Genomic DNA, 17,795 nt, shown 5'->3' on the forward strand with positions numbered 1-17,795 from the left:
TTGAAAATAAAAACATCATATGACGGACCTTACTCACATCACCTTGAAGCAGGTCCTTAGCTGAATCCCCCTAAATCTTATGGGGGTATCGCTATTTTATAAGCTTATACCGTTGATTAATAAGACTTAATAAATATACTCCCAGGGGTATGTCATTTTAATGTGGTTTAAAATCACTTTACGCTCATGCTAAAAGAAAATAAAGAACGCATTTTTTACCAACAAACTGCGAAGCGCCGCTATATAACTATTTCATCTATTGATATAAATAATTAATTGCGCCAATGACGAGTAGACCAAGGGATCTTGCTGCAACTGCGGCATAAAGGATGGCGGCTGATGCGCCAATTCAAGAGATAAAGCAACATCAGCCGCGTCGTTAACCGCATCGTCCACATCAAGTAGAACGCGCTTCGCGATTATTTATTCAAATATGACAGCGCCAACTTATCCCAACCTTCAAAACCAAGATGTTGCATGGTCTCAATATTTTTTTCATAAATCATGCCCGCGTCCGGAAAAGCTTCGACGGCGCGGTCGATGCTCTCTTCACGCAGCAAATGCAGCACTGGATACGGCGAGCGGTTCGTATAATTTTCAATATCATCGAGGTCCGTACCTTCAAACTGAAAATCTGGATGGAAGCTTGCCACCTGCAAAATACCGTCCAATTCAAGTTCCTCTAACAAACCATCAGCCACATCCATGAAGTCGTTAAAATCAAGGAAGTCGGTCAGCACTTGCGGATGAATCAGGAGCGTAGTATCAATTTTTTCCGGATTGGTTTCCGCCAAGAGTTCAAGTTCGCTGTGTAACTGTTCAAGTAATGCTTCTGGCGTAGTCGCCTCACTCACAACATAGCGAATCTGCTTTTTGACGTGGACCGCTTTTGCAAATGGGCACAAATTAAGTCCGATCACTGCTTTTTCTAACCACTCTTCAGTGTGAGCAATGACGGTTTCAGGAGCGACAGGGGTGATTTTTGGCATGATAATTACGCTTTCAAGTAAGGACACCATCTGGCGTCGTTACGTAGTGTAGAAAATAAACCGACAGTATGCCACCGCAATAAAAAACAGCCCGTATTTTCGGGCTGTTTTTTTGACATAGCGTAGCGTCTGTGAAGATGTGAATGAAAATTACCCTTTCATCTCACCGACATGATGCGCCATCTCAGATTTCTTCGTACAAAGGTAACGTCAAGAATTCAGCAAAACTTTCTGAGGTCGACATTTCTTCGAAAATTACTGCAGCTCGGTCATAAGTAGGGCCATTTCCAGCCACTTCTTTCACTTTGGCGAGCTCTTCAGGAATCATCGCACGGACCATTTCAGCAGTCACTTTGCGACCGTCTTCCAGATTACCTTTGTCAGAGCGAATCCACTGCCATACTTGTGAACGACTAATTTCAGCAGTGGCCGCATCTTCCATCAAATTGTGAATCGGTACGCAGCCATTGCCAGCCAACCAAGCACCCAAGTAATGAATACCAACGTTAATGTTGTAACGTAAGCCGGCTTCAGTAATTGGTGTCTCAGGTTGGAAGTTCAACAAATCTTTTGCTGTTACAACCACGTCAGGACGTTGTTTGGAGATTTGATTTGGCGCATCGCCCAATACTTTCTTGAATTCGGTCATCGCCAAATCCACCAAGCCTGGGTGTGCTACCCAACCACCGTCATACCCATCCGTTGCATCACGTGCTTTATCGTTACGCACGCCGCCCATGGCGATCTCATTTTTCTCTGGATCATTTTTAATCGGAATCAACGCTGCCATACCACCAATCGCAGGCGCATTGCGCTTGTGGCAGGTTTTCAGCAACAGCAACGCATAAGAACGCATAAATGGCGCTGTCATAGTTACTTTTGCGCGATCAGCGAGGCAGAAATCTTTGTCGTTCTTGAATTTTTTGATGCAGGAGAAAATGTAATCCCAGCGGCCAGCATTCAAACCAGAGCTATGCTCACGCAATTCATACAGGATTTCATCCATTTCAAAAGCAGCGACGATCGTTTCGATCAAGACCGTTGCTTTGATCGTGCCTTGTGGAATACCGATTTCATTTTGTGCCATTACAAAAATATCGTTCCACAAACGGGCTTCTAAATGCGATTCCATTTTTGGCAGGTAGAAATAAGGACCTGCACCACGCGCCAATTGTTCTTTGGCGTTATGGAATAAGAACAAAGCGAAATCAAAAATACCACCGGATACGCGCTGACCATCAACCAACACATGTTTTTCATCCAGATGCCATCCACGTGGACGAACAACCAGCGTGGCAATTTTGTCGTTCAGTTTGTAGGATTTGCCGTTTTGTTCCAGACTGATCGTGCGACGTACAGCGTCACGCATATTGATCTGGCCACTAATTTGATTGTCCCAATTGGGTGTATTCGAGTCTTCAAAATCGGTCATGTAACTATCAGCACCGGAGTTGAACGCGTTAATCACCATCTTGCGCTCTACTGGACCTGTAATTTCAACACGACGGCATTCCAACGCTTTAGGAATCGGGGCGATCTTCCAGTCACCTTCACGGATATGTGCCGTTTCAGGCAAAAAGTCTGGCAACTCACCGGCATCGAGACGCTTTGCTCGCTCTACACGTGCCGCCAGTAATGCTTGGCGACGAGGTTCGAAAGCACGGCTCAGTTTAGCGACCAGCGCCAACGCCTCAGGGGTCAAAATTTGCTCAAAGCCTGGCTTGATTTCACCAGTAATTTGCATACCTTCAGGAACAGTCAATTGCGTCATTTCAGTCTCCGCGATAAAGTGAAAAATAAGATCAATTCAAAAAAAAAACATTAACTGTGATATTGCGAAACAAACGCAACAACATCACTCAGCGAGCGCCCGATACCGTGTGGCGTCACTCCTAATTCTTCTAAGGGTGCATCTGCACGATTCACCCAAAACGTTGTGTAACCAAACCATGTCGCACAACAAACATCCCAGCCATTACTCGATACAAACAAAATATTTTTCGCCGGCACACCAAACACATCCGGCCCCAATTGATACGCTTCGGGTGCCGTCTTGTATTTATTCACCGTTTCCACCGAAATCAGATGACTAAACAATCCTTGCATGCCAGCAGCATCCACTGCAGACTGCAGCATGGGTGTTGTGCCATTCGACAAAATTGATAATTTGTAGCCCGCGGTCCGCAGTGCTTGCAATGCCCCGAGATTTTCTGGGAAGGCATCGAGACGTGCGTACTGTCCCATCAGTGCATTTTGTGCGTCGAGACTCAGACTCAGCGCCATTTTTTTGCACACAAACACCAAGGCATCTTGCGTGACCTCCCAAAATGGCTTGTACATGCTGCACATCGTGCGCAATTGTGTGTACTCAATTTGCTTGCTTCGCCACAACTGCGCTAATTCGTTACCCCGTCTTGGAAAATACTTGTCGGCCAGCTGACTAATGGAATACACATCAAAGAGGGTTCCGTAGGCATCAAATGCAATTGCTTGAATCGTCATGGCAGTCTTTTCCACTTGGTCACGAAATGTTGGGGTGAACTCCAATGTTGTTAAAACGTAGTATATTCAATAAAAACCAACAGAAATATCTCGTTTTATCACTTTATTTTTTACTTTTAGTTAAAGATCTTTGCAATAAGTGGCGAATAAACCGCATAAAATGAAGGTAATCCCACGCAACATTCATTGCGTGCGATCCAAAGAGAAGAAATAAATGGACCAATTCAAACAAATCACGACGTTTGTCGAGGTGGCAAATAGAGGCAGTCTCTCCGCCGCCGCCCGCGCTGAAGGCGTTGCACCTGCCATGATTAGCCGGCGATTGGACGCACTAGAAGAGCGATTGGGCGTCAAACTCATCCAAAGAACGACCCGAAAAATCGCCCTGACCAATGAAGGGACAGCATTTTTGGATGATTGCATGCGGATTTTGGCAGACCTGGAAGAAGCCGAATCCTCTGTTTCCGAACGCAGCTCTAATGCCAGCGGCATATTAACCGTCTCTGCCCCAGCAGGTTTTGGGCGGCAGCATGTTGCACCACTCATCCCTTCTTTCTTGGCAGAACATAGTGACCTCAGGCTCACATTAAGTCTCAATGACCGCGTCGTTGATTTAATTGGTGAAGGAGTCGACGTTGCCATTCGCATCGCCTCCCTGACAGATTCCAATCTGATCGGCGTCAAACTAGCCGACAACAAACGCGTCGTGGTCGCAGCGCCGAGTTATATCAAACGTTACGGCGCGCCAAAAAGTATCGATGAACTAAGCGGCCACAATTGCCTCGCGTTTAGCAGCGATGGTAGTCAACGGGGATGGACGTTTCGTCAAAACGGTAAAAACGTCACAGTGAAAGTCGAAGGAAATATGGTCTGCAACGACGGCGAGGTATTGCACGACTGGGCAATCGCCGGCAAAGGTCTCGCGTGGCGTTCGATGTGGGAAGTTGGTGCGGAGATTGAATCAGGAAAATTAGTCACGGTCCTTGATGAATACACAGCACCAGGCAACGACATCTACGCAATCTTCGCGCAACGACGCCACTTGCCTCTGCGTATTCGCTCGTTTATTGACTTTTTAAGACAAGCGTACAGCGATCCTTTTTATTGGAAAAACGTCGAATAAAAAAACGGGCATATGCCCGTTTTTTTTACATCAAAACTCTTCCCAATCATCGCTCTGCTTGGATGGCGCCTTCTGCGCCGATGTATCTGAAAGTACTCTCATCGGTTTTTTTACCGCCTTCGGAGCCGGTGATGCTTGCACTGGCTTCGGCGCTTTCATCGCACTACCTGAGAAAGACGGGCGCGACTCCATACCGTCAGACACTTTAAATATACCTACCGCCCGGCTGAGAATATGCGCCTGTTCACGCATACTACCTGCCGCTGCTGCTGCCTCTTCCACTAATGCGGCATTTTGTTGCGTCGCCTCATCCATTTTTGTAATAGCCTGATTCACCTGCTGAATGCCATCACTTTGCTCTGCACTCGCTGCAGTAATCTCCGCCATGATGTCCGCAACACTCTTGATCGACACAACAATTTCATCCATTGTTTTACCAGCGTCATCAACCAAACGAGATCCCTCGTCCACTTTATCGACGGAGTTACTAATGAGCTCCTTGATTTCTTTTGCTGCGCCAGCGGAACGCTGCGCAAGATTTCGCACTTCCGTCGCAACCACTGCAAAGCCACGTCCTTGCTCGCCGGCACGTGCAGCTTCAACTGCGGCATTTAATGCCAAGATATTAGTCTGAAACGCAATACTGTCGATGACGGCAATAATATCGACAATTTTCCTTGAGCTTTCTTTAATCGACGACATAGTATGAACAACGTCGCCGACTACGCGACCACCTTTTGTCGCCACTTCGGAAGCTGTTAATGCTAGTGTGTTGGCCTGCCGTGCATTATCGGCATTTTGTTGCACGGTCGATGTTAACTCTTCCATCGAAGAAGCTGTTTCTTCTAGGCTGGCAGCCTGCTGCTCGGTACGGGATGACAAGTCCATATTGCCCGTGGCAATTTCCTCAGATGAAATCGCGATAGAGCCACTACTCTGACGCACCATCGTGACCGTTTGCACTAGACTTTGGCGCATATTTTCAAGGCCGGATACCAATTGCCCCATTTCATCATTGGACTCAGGCTTGAGTTGATTCGTCAGATCACCATCACCAATGGCCTTGAATTGCACCAACGCCTGGTGCAAGGGATGAGAAATCGCCCTCAGCAAAAAGTAAGCAGAAATAAAGACCGCACTCAGCCCTGCAACAACACCTAAGAGGTCAACCCACATAAAGATGGTGAAGTCACTTTGACTTTTCTTCAGTGCCTCTTCTGAACTAGTGAACTGCAGCTCTACCAATGAGTTAATCTTATTGGAGTATTCTCGATACCTAACAGGAACAATATTCACATTCAGCCTGTCAGCCTCTTCTTTATTCCCTGCTTTAAGCGCCGCCAATATGGGGAAATACCCCTCCTTCTCAAACGCACTACGAAGCGCCGTTACTTCATCTGCGAGTTTTTTCTCATCTGCTGTTTGGGGCAACGCCATATACTTACGATAATTTTCCGTCGACCTAGCAAAATAATCCTCAGACAACTTAATGGTCTTAGCGATATCAGGGTCTTCTGGGTGGGCAATCGCCCGATCAACAGTCACGCGGGCACGCAACAACCAAATTCGCGATTCTTCTAGTGTTGCAACGGAAGGTAGCTGATTGGAGAAGATCTCCTGAATCACAGCATTGCTATTTCTCACACCATAAACACCCATCAAGCCGCCAATGGTCAGCATCACCGCCATGAATGCCATGGTGCCTATGAGCCGCAATCTGATCGTTAAATTCATCTTTACGTCCTCTCAATCAGTTTTTATTCAAATAATGAAGCGTACAAAATACCCGATGTTGAGTATTGATTAGAAACAACTTTTGCCGCATATCAACACGAATCAATGAATAAACCCACCTATCTATCAAATAAATGGCCACCATCATCTCCGCTTTTGTCTCGATATTTTTTAATGAAACGCGCGATCGGTGAATACACTACGGAAGCAGTATAGTTTTGTTTTCATGATATGGGAAAGCAGTATTTTGACGCCAAGCAAAAGTAGGCAAAAAGAAGACACAAACGCTTGATAGACATTACATGCGCGACTCACGGACTATAATCGCAAAATGAATAGGCAAAAAAAATCCCCGACAAAATCGGGGATCTTTTATATGCAAGGCTGACTAATCAGCCCATCACCACTCAATTACAGAGGGGAGATGTTGGAAGCTTGCTTACCTTTTGGGCCTGTCGTTACTTCGAAAGAAACGCGTTGGTTTTCTTTCAAAGATTTGAAGCCGGAAGATACGATTGCGGAGAAGTGAGCGAACAAATCTTCGCCGCCTTCATCAGGAGTAATGAAACCAAAACCTTTAGAATCATTGAACCACTTAACAATACCTGTTGCCATTACTATTTCCTATTTCAGTTAATTTGGGCATGTGCCCGATAGATCGTTTCAACCAAGTAAGAAATGACAGACTGATACTGCACTACCACTTTGAATCTCAACGACTATCTGATTATACGCACAATCTATCCGACAAAGTAAATAAAAAATGAAGATATCTGCAAATATCTTCAACTTTCCTTGTTTTCGTCGACATTTAACAGACACCAAAGAGGAAAACCGGACAAAAAACGCTCAAAACTTATCAAAGAAGCATTACTTCCTGTTGGCGCAAAGAATGTCTCACCAAATTATGTACGCCCATAAAGCATAAACGCCGCAGCACCCGTTGCAATCCGTTCGCCTTTATCATTGCGCAACTCCATCAACACATTAGCGACACGTTTACCTAACCGTGTCACCTCGGCTTGCGCAGTAAAACTGACGCCCTTTCCAGGTTGTAAGTAGTCAATTCTCAAATCAATAGTGCTCATCAACCCAAACTCTCTAATTTGGGAAAAGACATCTTCTTTTGGTGTCAGCGTGGCCATCTTCAACAGGATCGCCAGTCCAGCAACGCTATCGAGCACCGAAGCAATCACCCCGCCGTGCAGCATGCCGTTGGCGAAGTTCCCTAATAGCACATCGCGCATTGCAAACGTAAGCTGTGGCTGATCAGGATCCAAACTGGCGACCTTCATGCCGAGCAACTGGCAGAAAGGGATTTTTTCCTCGATTACTTGTGTGAGCAAAGACCGAAACTCCGGATTGTTCACCATTGCGTTATCCATTCTTCCCCCATGAATTAAATCAAGAAATCCCACCGAATTCTTATTGCACAGCAAGACCACAACCACCCAAGCAGGCTGAAGTGGAACCATTTCTCTACGCAAACTACTTTAACTGAAATCAATATTTTGTCGCTCCAACCTGACATTCTTTCACACAAATACTGTTCTTTTTTATCGTTTACACAATACTAATCTAAGTTAGCGTTATGATGGTGACCCCATTTTCTGTCAGGCACATTCGTATGCAAGATCCTAGGCATTCAGGCGCATCCCCCACCCACTCAACACGCAGGAGAAGCAGTTATGGAGGCATCGCGTGTCTTTCATTGGCACTCCTTCATTCGCCACACCCAGCGTTCGCAGCGCCACTATTAAGGTGCTATGCGACATACGCTGATGAGACACAAATAATCGATGCTCGTGTCAGTACAGACTCCTATCAACTCACCCCCATTGATGTCGGCGGCCGTTTTAAGCTCAAAGCAGAGATGCATGGCCAAGCGTCCACGATTGACTACATCAAAATCTATGCTTACTTCCAGACGGCACATGGCGATGTACCTATCCATGAAGCAAGTTATTACCCGCCATTTCAGCTAAAGAGCGAGGAGACGTTATTCACGCCGATGAATCGCCTCTACGCTGGACCGCTTGAACGCCAGCTCCAATACCATTGCACTCTGCAGGATAAAAACAAATGAAGTCTTTTTCAAAGAGATTAACAACATGTCGTTTGTCAGTACTACTGATGAGCGTATTTTTCACCACCATCACACCAACAACGTGGGCGACCGAACCAGCGCAGCCGACCGTCAGCCTCCTTTTTGCGGGTGATATTGTTTTGGATGGGGTGCCGGCTCAAAAAATTGCAGTACACGAAGACCCCCTTGGCGCAGTTGCTGCACTTTTGTCCAGTACAGATATACGCGTTGCCAATCTCGAATGTGTCGTCGCCATGAGTGGCAACAAGGCAGAAAAGATTTTCACATTTCGAGGTCACCCAAGCACTCTGCCAACCATCCACGCCCATTTCGATGCCGTATCGATTGCGAACAACCATTCAGGTGATTTTGGCAAAGAGGCATTCACAGAGATGCTCGGACATCTCGAGAGAGAGCACCTTCCTTATTTTGGCGGCGGAAGAAATCTGAAAGAAGCCCATACACCCCTCATCATCGACAAAAAAGGCATCAAAATCGCGTTATTGGGTTACGATGAATTTATGCCACGTAGTTTCGAAGCGACAGCAACGGAAGCGGGTGTAGCTTGGAGCGAGGATGATGAACAGGTCATCGCCGACATTCAACGTGCACGCCAGCAATATCATGCAGATGTAGTTATTCCATTCATGCATTGGGGCTGGGAAAACGAAGCGCAGTCTGGTGCTCGTCAACATCAACTCGCCCACAAAATGATCGACGCTGGTGCGGATGCCGTGATTGGCGGACACCCTCACGTCACCCAAGATATCGAGCAATACCATGGAAAACCGATTATCTACAGTATCGGCAATTTTCTCATCGATTCTTTAGACAATGAACCCCAGACGAGAGGATGGATTGTCCGCCTTGAAATTAACCGATCAGGTGTCCAAGCGTGGGACACTCGACTGGCAAAACTCAATGATGACGGCATACCATCGCCCGTTCACGATGCAAAAACGCCGTGCTGGCATGGTCCCGGCGACACCATACAATCATGTAGCAACGCGAAAATTGAATTCGCGCCGCACGCTACACCTTAACAGCCAACGGGGCGCGGATCACGACTGCGCCCTCTGCTTCTGCCACGCATGGCAATATCCACGACGCTTGTTTTTCTTCGGCGCTGAGACCTGGCCACTCAATTCGATACCGAATCTTGCCCTCGATCAATTGACACATACAAGCGCGGCACGTCCCATTTCTGCACGAGCTCGGCAAGCGAATCCCCGCAGCAAGGGACGCTTCCAATAGCGTCTTTCCTGTTGGCACGATGCATTGCCATTCTTGAGGCGATATGGTGAGATGAACTATCTGACTCGATTCTTCCATGTGTTTATAAGCAGTCCTTGTTATTTGCAGTGAATTTGACTACATTGAACTGCGCTTCCGATCAATTTCAATCCATCAACGACATTGAGGACAGCGCGACAATTCAGGAGTCCAGCATGAACCATGCAAATACGACGTTATCAACCTCCTCCAGTGCTCTTTTTAGCGATCGCCGAAATCACAGGGCACCCGAGTTTACCCTCCTTGAAGTTGACCCAAGAGATGTCATTGATGGTCGCGTTGTCGATGGTGTCTATTATGCCGAAGATATTCAGTCTGTTGGTGCCATGCGTGAACACTGCCCTTATTGTATGGACATCAAACTACAGCTCGTATTGAGATACAAGCATGTGAAACGCTCACATCTCTTTTGCAAGTCGTGCACTCGCTGTTTCGATGCGCTCTATCCTGACGGCACTTCGGCATTGATTGTTGGCGCGATGTCGCTCGTTTAAGGAAGCGTCGCGACAATAAAAAAACCGCAGTCGAGAACGATCTGCGGTTTAATTGCAAAGCCAAAAACGAAGTAATGGCTACACTTGGCTTACACCACTGTTTGCAAGCGCATTGCCACGCCCATATCGCCGGACACTTTGAGCTTACCCATCATGAAGCCGTTCATTGGATTGAGCTCACCTGTCAGCAGTGCGGACAGATTTTCCAACGAAATAGTGATCGTGCATGATGCATCCGTATTGTCATTAGATACGGTATTTGGCGTGGAAACTGCATCAACAAACACAACACCATCAGTGCCGCAATCAAATTTCAGCGTCGCATTCAAGCCGCTGTTGTCGCCAACTTTCGCGCGAATTGTCTCAGTGCATGCTTGCAAATCCATGTCTACTCCTTTAGATGAAAAGTCTCATGCAAAAACGGTATCATCAAGAAAACACGCATCGAAGCTAAGTCTCCACGTTGACACGTTTTTGCGTCTATTGTTGATTAAAATCACCTGAACTGTAGCACGTCTTACTTTCGAGGAACAATACTAGACGCTTCACCTGCGACATGATCTCAATGGGTAAAAACATCCATTATTTCAGTAGGCAGGTAAGTAACCAGTAATGTTCGTTTCGGACAATTCTAATATCTCTCACAAGTGGGCCAAATTTCTTACGCAAGGCACTATCTGTAGGGAAATTTTTGAGAATGCCGACACGCTCTCCATCTTGGCGAATACGGAACTGATAAGTATTTCCTTCCGCATCAGTACGAGCAACAGGCGTACTGATGCCCTCGATATAGTTGTTATCAATGAGAACTAGCAAGCTGCCTTTTCCTGCGCTTTTGCTTAATTTAGTCAGTAACGCGGCCTGCTCTTCCCGTTTTACATGTGACCAAAAAAATCCTGCAAAGCATGCGGAATACTGTTGTTCTGTTGCCTCTGGCAAGGCATACAAGTCAACCAGTCCAAAGGATGTTTTACCTTCGGGATATGACTTAGTCAGCGCAACATCGAGCATCGACTGATTGATATCCGTTGCGTAGACCGAGGCGGCATGCGGCGCAAATTTTTCCGTCCAATAGCCTGTTCCACACGCAATTTCCAGCACCTTGTGTCCGCTGAGTAGCTCGCAAATACGTTCCTGCATCTCTTGCAGATCTGCTTGACGCTCAGGTCGCTTGTAGACCTGTTCTAGGTGCTGGGCGCGTTGCGCGTAATATTCGCGCATTGTTTCATCATTCATGTTCGTTATCTAATAAAAAGTTAATCAGTTCGACAAATCCGGCACCGCACGCCTGTTGCGTGACAAAACGCGGATGTGCTTCGAATCTATCGAGGTATTTTTTGACATTGGCAACCCCAACCGACCAAGGATAATGGGCAAACATACTGGCATCATTGGGCGAATCACCAATAAACACACAGCATTTACGTGCTTGCTCGTCACTGATACCGAACACCTCTGCCAACAGTCGCTACGTCATTGTCTGCTTAGAAAATGGCAAGACCGATGCATGGGCGTGAATACTACTGACAGTCGTATGAAATCCAGAGTCACGCATGAACGCAACAATCTCCTCCACGCGTTCGACAGGCAATGGCGAAATAGTTTCACCAATATCGAATGCCAGATCACCGATTCGCTGAGCCGCATCCGATGCCACCATCACCTCTGGGAAACGCGATTGCAGCACGCCTGCCAACGCTTGCAGTGCTTTTCTGTGCTGTTTACGCGTCTCGGCATCCGCGTAAAACAAGGCTTGTTGTTGTCCATCGCGATCCAACCAAAATGCACTCGCGCCATTTTCAGCAATCACCGCATCAAAATCACACAAGCGAAGCAAAGGCAAAGTCCAATAAGTGGGGCGCCCTGTCACGGCTATCCGCAACCACCCTGCCTGTTTTGCACGAGCTAACGCATCGAGGCTCGCGGCACTGAGCTGACCGTGGGTCGTTAAGGTATCGTCAATATCGGTCAACACAACGCGTAACTGAGACCGCTGCGCGGGCATCCATTCACGCAGTGCCTTGAGGGTCATAAGTCGTAATTATCTTTATTACCCTGCAAGACACTATCCACCATTTTACGTGTCAGCGTCGGGTTTAAGAGCTCAATAAATGTGTAGACATAGCTACGCAAGTAAGCACCTTGCTTAATTGCCACGCGCGACACATTCATCCCAAAAAGATGCCCCACCGGGATCGCACGTAAATTTTTATCTCGTTCTGCATCGAATGCCATACCCGCGATGATACCAATCCCCATACCAAGTTCAACATAGGTTTTGATGACATCAGCATCAATCGCTTCGAGCAAAATGTCTGGTTTGAGATTGCGAATCTGAAATGCTTGATCGATCTTACTTCTGCCAGCAAAGGCGGCATCATAGGTCACCAGAGGATAATCCACCATCTCTTCGAGGGTGACATTTTTCAGTTTCAACAAAGGATGATCAACCGGCACAATGAGAACGTGCTCCCATTGATAACAAGGCAAGGAGATCAAACCGTCAAATCCGGCAATAGATTCGGTAGCTATCACAAGATCTGCTTGATCTCTCATCACCATCTCAGCAATCTGCTTAGGATTGCCTTGCAGCAACGACAATCGCACCTTAGGAAATTTCTGCATAAACGCCTGCACCACTTTCGGCAGCGCGTAACGTGCCTGAGTGTGCGTCGTCGCTATCGTGAAGCTCCCACTATCCTGCGCTGCGTATTCCTTACCGATGCGTTTGAGCCCATCAATTTCTTGCATAATCAGTTCCACTGACTTTAAGACAGCGCGTCCAGGCTCTGTTAAGCCACGAATACGTTTACCATGACGGGTAAAAATATCGACACCTAACTCTTCCTCTAGCTCGATAATGGCCTTTGAAACGCCAGGTTGCGAAGTAAATAGCGCCTTCGCAGCCTCAGTCAGATTAAAATTCTGCCTGACGGCCTCCCGGACAAAGCGTAATTGATGTAGGTTCATGAGTCGCAGATATAAGGTGGCTTATGCCATTAAACTTCGGTAAGACTAAGTTGATATACTTCTAGCAGTATATAGAGACCCAGACAAGAATTCCATGCTCAATCAAAAATACTCGCGCCTGAAATCGCTTTTTTTTGCTGTGATCAGCATTTTAGTGATTTTTTTGCATACATTTCCCGCGAATGCCGAGACGCTGACTTCACAAAAATCGCAAGTCCGACCACGCAAAATATGCCTTGCGCTCTCTGGCGGTGGCGCGCGTGGATTTGCTCATTTAGGTGTCCTCAAGCAACTCGAAGAAATGCACATTCCCATTGACTGCATTGCGGGGACAAGTATGGGTGCTGTGGTTGGCGGGCTCTATGCCGCAGGGATGTCTGCGACGGACATTGAAAACAAACTACAAGCACTCAAGCTCAATGACATCGCACTTGATCGGGTTGATCGCCGCGAACTACCGCAAGCCATTCGAGAAGAGGATGATCGCTACCCACTGGGTGCCACGTTGGGTTTAAGCGAGAACGGTGTGCGCCTTCCTGCGGGCGTTGTGCAAGCAAGTCAGTTTCAGGAACTTATCCAAAACTGGACAGCCCACCTGCCGCCTGATATCAGCTTTGACCAATTACCCATCCCCTTTCGCGCCGTGGCAACCGATCTCGAAACAGGACAGATGGTTGTTTTTGACAGAGGATCGTTGCACAAGGCAATTCGAGCCAGTATGGCGGCTCCAGGCGTCTTTGCCCCCACTGAGATTGATGGTCGATTGCTCTCTGATGGTGGTCTCGTCCGAAATTTACCGGTCGACATCGCCCGCAAGATGGGTGCGGATGTCGTGATTGCGGTGAACATCGGCACGCCCCTCCTCGCCAGAGATAACCTACAGACATTGTTTAATGTCAGCCAACAAATGATTAACATCCTGACCGAGCAGAACGTACAAGCACAAAAGGCGCTTCTCACAGGTGCTGACGTACTCATCGAACCGGATTTAGGCAATATTGGCTTCATGGATTTCTCCCGATCACAGGAAGCAAGCCGCATCGGCGAAATAGCCACCCAAAAAATGGCCGCTCAACTCAAGGCGCTCTCTTTGACCGAGCCGACGTTTATGAGTGCGCAGCGTATGAGACTCAATCCCCAGCTCCCTCCCATTAAAATTGGATTTGTCGATATTCGCAACGAGAGCAAAATCCCCGAGGCAGATATTCGGCGTCAGCTTGGGATTGAGATCGGCAGCATCTATAACGCCGATGAGATCAACCGTAAATTAGCGATTCTCAATAACGGTAGAGAATTCGACAGCATCAGTCACGAGCTGATTCAACGCAACGAAGAATACGGTATCCGGGTCGATGCCCGTGGGCGCAATTGGGGACCGCACTTTTTACGTTTTGGTTTAAATTTATCGAGCGGCTTTGATGGTGTAGGCGGTTTTCGCCTACAGGTTGGACATCGACGACCATGGTTGAATGACAGCGGCTTAGAGTGGCGAACTGATCTTGAATTTGGCAACCAAATCAAGGCACACACCGAACTGCGACAGCCCATTTTTGAGCGCGAAGGGATGTTTATTTCTCCTTACCTCGACTTTAGCGACAGTACCTTAAACGCCTACAATGACGATACGCGCATCGCCGAGCTGGATGTACGGTCTGAAAAAGCAGGTATCGATTGGGCATTCCGTCTTGGCGAACAAAGTAAGCTTGGCGAAGCGCGCATTGGGCTCAACTATAACCGCTACAGCGTGGGCTCCAAATTAGGTGGTCTCATCGTGAATGCCGACGGCTCCATCACAAACCTGACTATTCCTGCGGGCAGCATTCAGCAAGTCGGTATAAAAACATCAGCCACGATTGATCAACTCAGTGATCCTAACTTTCCTCGGGACGGATACAAGGTTGCTGGCAGTGTCTTTTTTGGACTCAACCGAAGTGAAAAGAATTATCAAGAATTATCGTTCACCAGTGAGTGGGCAAAAAGTTTCAATAGCCATAGCATTAACCTGAAATTCAACGGTGCTGGATTATTTCAGACGAGCAACGAGCTTCAAGGAATCGGGTCGACGCTGGGCGGTTTCCAACGACTGTCTGCTTATCAGCAAGACCAATTCAGCGGAAACTATATGCTCTACGGCAGCGCAACGTATTTACTTCGCGCTGTGAATTTTGAAATGGCGGGACAAAGTCTATTTCTAGGCTCTTCACTCGAAGCAGGTAATGTGTGGAATGACCGTAGCCAGATCACCATTCCTTCTCTACGCAAAAGCCTTAGCTTGTTTGCCGGTTTTGATAGTTTTATGGGTCCGATCTATCTCGGATTTGCAGTCGGTCAGAATGGCGCCAAAAATGTCTTTTTCCAAATGGGGAGACAATAAGCCTAACCGCCAGACGCGTAGACAAATTGGCCGGTCTGAATTCTTGCCATCACGCGTGATCGCTGATCCAAACCAACATGGTCTGTTGGGGTCATGTTGATCACGCCTTGTGGCACCGCTAAATTTTTAGTGGATTCAATCCCATCGCGCAAGGCAACGCGGAAAGCCTTCGAGCCTGGCGTCGCCGTTTTCAAGGCTTCAGTGATGCCATGTGCCATCAATAAATAGGCACCCCAAGCGTCCGCTGCAAATTGCGTAATGCCGTTACCGCTCCGCTCTGCGGGATACGCTGTTTGATACTTCTCAACAAAAGCAGCAGCGACTTTTTTGACGGGATTCATCGCAGGTAACTGCGTGGCAACGACGGCAGGTCCGGTTGGAAACAAGGTTCCTTCCACGTCTTTCCCACCGAGCTTGAGAAACTCGGGACTGGCGATGCCGTGCGTTTGATAGATTTGACCATGATAGCCACGCTCGACCAAGGTTCGCTGAGGTAGCACGGCGGGTGTTCCTGACCCCGCGATGAGAATCGCATCGGGCTTTGCTGCCATGAGTTTAAGCACTTGTCCCATCACGCTGGCGTCAGTGCGCGCATACCGTTCGTGATCAACGATACTAAGTTTTCTCAATGCCGCAAACTGTGAAAACTCCGACCACCAACCTTCACCATACGCATCCGAAAACCCAATAAAGGCGACCTTATGGATGCCGCGATCCGCCATATCTTGCGTCAAGATCGATGCCATATGGCTATCGTTCTGCGGCATTTTAAATACCCACTTTCGCTTATCATCCATCGGCGAAACAATCGATGCAGCCGCGGCGAGCGTTACCATAGGGGTGGCACTTTCGGATACGACGTCTAACATCGCTAACGCTGACGACGTCAAATTAGGGCCGATTAAGATATCGACTTTATCTTCGTTGATCAGCTTTCTGGCATTCCGTACCGCAATCCCTGGGTCACTGGCATCGTCGAGGATGATGTACTCAATAGGCTGTCCAGCGATGTTTTTCGGCCATAGCAACACGGCTTTTTTCGAGGCAGCGCCAATCGCTGCGGCAGGACCTGTCATCGACAAATCCACGCCCACTTTGATCTGTGCAAACACAGGCGCACAGAACAGCGCAGCAACCACCGAACAGACAGCACGACGAGTAAGCATGTATCCTCCAACCGGGGCAAGGCTCATTCAGTGAAGTTCAAAAACGCACTACCTTATTGCGTACCCGCCTCGACAACACTCTGATCAATCGCACCGAAGATCGATTTACCATTTTTATCCAACATCTCGATTTTAATGCTATCGCCAAATTGCATAAATGGTGTCACTGGCTCTCCGGTGGCAATCATTTCTAATGCACGTTTTTCGGCAATACAGCTAAATCCCTTGGCAGCGTCTTTGTTGGAGACTGTCCCTGAACCGATAATGGTACCGGCGCGGGCATTCCTGGTTTTGCATAAATGGGTGATGAGCTGCGGAAACGAAAACACCATATCCACGCCAGCATTGGGCTGCCCAACCAGATTACCGTTCCAGGTAGATCGCAATGGCAAATGGACTTTCCCATCGCGCCAAAATTCACCTAACTCGTCTGGTGTTACGGCAACAGGAGAGAAGCTAGACGCTGGTTTAGACTGAAAAAAACCGAATCCTTTTGCCAGTTCAGCGGGGATCAAATGACGCAAAGACACATCATTGACCAGCATCAGTAAGCGAATGTGTTCCCCAGCGTACTGTACAGGAACACCCATCGGGACATCGCCGGTAATCACAGCGATCTCGCTTTCAAAGTCGATCCCCCACTCTTCAGATGCAAGTACGATGTCGTCGCAAGGACCAATGAAATCGTCGCTGCCACCTTGATACATCAATGGGTCATGCCAAAAGCTCTCCGGCATCTCAGCCTGCCGAGCTTTACGTACTAATTCAACGTGGTTCACATAAGACGAGCCGTCTGCCCATTGGTAAGCACGCGGCAACGGTGCCATACACTGACTGGGAGAGAATTCGAAACTATTCACAGCCCGCCCAGCATTGAGGCGGATAGACAATTCATCAAGTTGCGGCGCAATAAAGTTCCAATCATCCAATGCCCGTTGCAACGTCGGAGCGATTCCGTTGGCAATACAGGCAGTTTTCAAATCACGGGCAACAACGATCAATTGACCGTCGCGCGAGCCATCTTTCAGGGTTGCAAGCTTCATTGTTTTCCTTGTTTATCTTGA

19 protein-coding genes are annotated in these 17,795 nt (G+C 47.7%); 5 read left to right on the forward strand and 14 right to left on the reverse strand.

The features are described from left to right. Positions 1-419: 419 nt before the first annotated feature. From ACO0K2_RS16515 to ACO0K2_RS16525, 3 genes are all read right to left on the reverse strand, one after another. Entirely contained in the window at positions 420-989 is a 570-nt protein-coding gene (locus ACO0K2_RS16515) for a DUF1415 domain-containing protein (protein WP_423020821.1), read from the reverse strand. 184 nt (positions 990-1,173) lie between these two features. Beyond that, positions 1,174-2,760 (reverse strand): malate synthase A, encoded by a 1,587-nt coding sequence (aceB, locus tag ACO0K2_RS16520; RefSeq protein ID WP_423020823.1) that lies wholly within the window; start codon positions 2,758-2,760, stop codon positions 1,174-1,176. 50 nt (positions 2,761-2,810) lie between these two features. After that, entirely contained in the window at positions 2,811-3,491 is a 681-nt protein-coding gene (locus ACO0K2_RS16525; protein WP_423020825.1) for a haloacid dehalogenase type II, read from the reverse strand. A 214-nt stretch (positions 3,492-3,705) separates the two neighbouring features. Between ACO0K2_RS16525 and ACO0K2_RS16530 the strand changes: the two genes are divergently transcribed. Next, complete coding sequence (locus tag ACO0K2_RS16530; RefSeq protein ID WP_423020827.1) at positions 3,706-4,614, forward strand: LysR family transcriptional regulator; 909 nt, start codon at positions 3,706-3,708, stop codon at positions 4,612-4,614. Positions 4,615-4,644: 30 nt separating this feature from the next. On the opposite strand, the gene ACO0K2_RS16535 is transcribed toward ACO0K2_RS16530, so the two are convergent. The 3 genes from ACO0K2_RS16535 to ACO0K2_RS16545 form a co-directional block, all read right to left on the reverse strand. Further along, the gene (locus ACO0K2_RS16535) at positions 4,645-6,348 is read right to left on the reverse strand and encodes a methyl-accepting chemotaxis protein (RefSeq protein WP_423020829.1); all 1,704 of its coding nucleotides are present in this window, start codon (positions 6,346-6,348) and stop codon (positions 4,645-4,647) included. Between the two features lie 411 nt (positions 6,349-6,759). Further along, positions 6,760-6,963 (reverse strand): cold-shock protein, encoded by a 204-nt coding sequence (locus tag ACO0K2_RS16540; protein ID WP_422992655.1) that lies wholly within the window; start codon positions 6,961-6,963, stop codon positions 6,760-6,762. 290 nt (positions 6,964-7,253) lie between these two features. Next, the gene (locus tag ACO0K2_RS16545; protein WP_423020831.1) at positions 7,254-7,766 is read right to left on the reverse strand and encodes a thioesterase family protein; all 513 of its coding nucleotides are present in this window, start codon (positions 7,764-7,766) and stop codon (positions 7,254-7,256) included. A 293-nt stretch (positions 7,767-8,059) separates the two neighbouring features. Here ACO0K2_RS16545 and ACO0K2_RS16550 point away from each other — a divergent pair, with 293 nt between their 5' ends. Together ACO0K2_RS16550 and ACO0K2_RS16555 are read left to right on the forward strand one after the other, a co-directional pair. Continuing rightward, positions 8,060-8,434, forward strand: a complete 375-nt coding sequence (locus ACO0K2_RS16550; protein ID WP_423020833.1) for a hypothetical protein — start codon at positions 8,060-8,062, stop codon at positions 8,432-8,434. A gap of 47 nt (positions 8,435-8,481) precedes the next feature. Beyond that, positions 8,482-9,477 carry a CapA family protein gene (locus tag ACO0K2_RS16555; RefSeq protein ID WP_423020835.1) on the forward strand — a complete coding sequence of 332 codons (996 nt, stop codon included), beginning with the start codon at positions 8,482-8,484 and terminating at the stop codon, positions 9,475-9,477. Here ACO0K2_RS16555 and ACO0K2_RS16560 read toward each other — a convergent pair. Next, on the reverse strand, positions 9,467-9,766 hold the full coding sequence (locus tag ACO0K2_RS16560; RefSeq protein ID WP_423020837.1) for a 2Fe-2S iron-sulfur cluster-binding protein: 300 nt from the start codon (positions 9,764-9,766) through the stop codon (positions 9,467-9,469). The genes ACO0K2_RS16555 and ACO0K2_RS16560 overlap by 11 nt on opposite strands. 116 nt (positions 9,767-9,882) lie before the next feature. Here ACO0K2_RS16560 and ACO0K2_RS16565 point away from each other — a divergent pair, with 116 nt between their 5' ends. Continuing rightward, positions 9,883-10,221, forward strand: coding sequence for a hypothetical protein (locus ACO0K2_RS16565; protein WP_423020839.1), 339 nt, complete (start codon positions 9,883-9,885; stop codon positions 10,219-10,221). An 89-nt stretch (positions 10,222-10,310) separates the two neighbouring features. Here the strand turns inward: ACO0K2_RS16565 and ACO0K2_RS16570 are convergent, their stop codons facing one another. The 5 genes from ACO0K2_RS16570 to ACO0K2_RS16590 all read right to left on the reverse strand — a co-directional run bounded on the left by ACO0K2_RS16570 (position 10,311) and on the right by ACO0K2_RS16590 (position 13,191). Next, complete coding sequence (locus ACO0K2_RS16570) at positions 10,311-10,607, reverse strand: SCP2 sterol-binding domain-containing protein (protein WP_423020841.1); 297 nt, start codon at positions 10,605-10,607, stop codon at positions 10,311-10,313. Positions 10,608-10,803: 196 nt separating this feature from the next. Then, a complete protein-coding gene (locus ACO0K2_RS16575) occupies positions 10,804-11,457 on the reverse strand; it encodes a class I SAM-dependent methyltransferase (protein WP_423020843.1) in 654 nt (217 codons plus the stop codon). Then, positions 11,450-11,683, reverse strand: a complete 234-nt coding sequence (locus ACO0K2_RS16580) for a hypothetical protein (protein WP_423020845.1) — start codon at positions 11,681-11,683, stop codon at positions 11,450-11,452. The genes ACO0K2_RS16575 and ACO0K2_RS16580 overlap by 8 nt, the downstream gene beginning before the upstream one ends. A 6-nt stretch (positions 11,684-11,689) precedes the next feature. Further along, the gene (locus tag ACO0K2_RS16585; protein WP_423020847.1) at positions 11,690-12,253 is read right to left on the reverse strand and encodes an HAD family hydrolase; all 564 of its coding nucleotides are present in this window, start codon (positions 12,251-12,253) and stop codon (positions 11,690-11,692) included. After that, positions 12,250-13,191: a CysB family HTH-type transcriptional regulator gene (locus ACO0K2_RS16590; protein WP_423020849.1), complete on the reverse strand. Its 942-nt coding sequence runs from the start codon at positions 13,189-13,191 to the stop codon at positions 12,250-12,252. The genes ACO0K2_RS16585 and ACO0K2_RS16590 overlap by 4 nt, the downstream gene beginning before the upstream one ends. A 163-nt stretch (positions 13,192-13,354) precedes the next feature. On the opposite strand from ACO0K2_RS16590, the gene ACO0K2_RS16595 reads away from it, so the two are divergent. After that, positions 13,355-15,565, forward strand: coding sequence for a patatin-like phospholipase family protein (locus tag ACO0K2_RS16595; protein ID WP_423020851.1), 2,211 nt, complete (start codon positions 13,355-13,357; stop codon positions 15,563-15,565). A gap of 2 nt (positions 15,566-15,567) precedes the next feature. Here ACO0K2_RS16595 and ACO0K2_RS16600 read toward each other — a convergent pair whose 3' ends face one another. Both ACO0K2_RS16600 and ACO0K2_RS16605 read right to left on the reverse strand, forming a co-directional pair. Then, the gene (locus tag ACO0K2_RS16600; RefSeq protein ID WP_423020853.1) at positions 15,568-16,731 is read right to left on the reverse strand and encodes an ABC transporter substrate-binding protein; all 1,164 of its coding nucleotides are present in this window, start codon (positions 16,729-16,731) and stop codon (positions 15,568-15,570) included. Between the two features lie 53 nt (positions 16,732-16,784). Next, entirely contained in the window at positions 16,785-17,774 is a 990-nt protein-coding gene (locus ACO0K2_RS16605) for a fumarylacetoacetate hydrolase family protein (protein ID WP_423020855.1), read from the reverse strand. Positions 17,775-17,795 lie beyond the last annotated feature (21 nt).

The sequence above is a fragment of the Undibacterium sp. MH2W genome (assembly GCF_049340215.1).
Classification (GTDB): Bacteria; Pseudomonadota; Gammaproteobacteria; order Burkholderiales; family Burkholderiaceae_D; genus Undibacterium.

Coding starts and splice junctions, on each gene's coding strand:
- ACO0K2_RS16525 (WP_423020825.1), bottom strand. CDS start 3,491: ATGACGATTCAAGCAATTGCATTTGATGCCTACGGAACCCTCTTTGAT.
- ACO0K2_RS16575 (WP_423020843.1), bottom strand. CDS start 11,457: ATGAATGATGAAACAATGCGCGAATATTACGCGCAACGCGCCCAGCAC.
- ACO0K2_RS16515 (WP_423020821.1), bottom strand. CDS start 989: ATGCCAAAAATCACCCCTGTCGCTCCTGAAACCGTCATTGCTCACACT.
- ACO0K2_RS16560 (WP_423020837.1), bottom strand. CDS start 9,766: ATGGAAGAATCGAGTCAGATAGTTCATCTCACCATATCGCCTCAAGAA.
- aceB (WP_423020823.1), bottom strand. CDS start 2,760: ATGACGCAATTGACTGTTCCTGAAGGTATGCAAATTACTGGTGAAATC.
- ACO0K2_RS16605 (WP_423020855.1), bottom strand. CDS start 17,774: ATGAAGCTTGCAACCCTGAAAGATGGCTCGCGCGACGGTCAATTGATC.
- ACO0K2_RS16530 (WP_423020827.1), top strand. CDS start 3,706: ATGGACCAATTCAAACAAATCACGACGTTTGTCGAGGTGGCAAATAGA.
- ACO0K2_RS16555 (WP_423020835.1), top strand. CDS start 8,482: ATGAGCGTATTTTTCACCACCATCACACCAACAACGTGGGCGACCGAA.
- ACO0K2_RS16590 (WP_423020849.1), bottom strand. CDS start 13,191: ATGAACCTACATCAATTACGCTTTGTCCGGGAGGCCGTCAGGCAGAAT.
- ACO0K2_RS16570 (WP_423020841.1), bottom strand. CDS start 10,607: ATGGATTTGCAAGCATGCACTGAGACAATTCGCGCGAAAGTTGGCGAC.
- ACO0K2_RS16565 (WP_423020839.1), top strand. CDS start 9,883: ATGAACCATGCAAATACGACGTTATCAACCTCCTCCAGTGCTCTTTTT.
- ACO0K2_RS16600 (WP_423020853.1), bottom strand. CDS start 16,731: ATGCTTACTCGTCGTGCTGTCTGTTCGGTGGTTGCTGCGCTGTTCTGT.
- ACO0K2_RS16540 (WP_422992655.1), bottom strand. CDS start 6,963: ATGGCAACAGGTATTGTTAAGTGGTTCAATGATTCTAAAGGTTTTGGT.
- ACO0K2_RS16585 (WP_423020847.1), bottom strand. CDS start 12,253: ATGACCCTCAAGGCACTGCGTGAATGGATGCCCGCGCAGCGGTCTCAG.
- ACO0K2_RS16535 (WP_423020829.1), bottom strand. CDS start 6,348: ATGAATTTAACGATCAGATTGCGGCTCATAGGCACCATGGCATTCATG.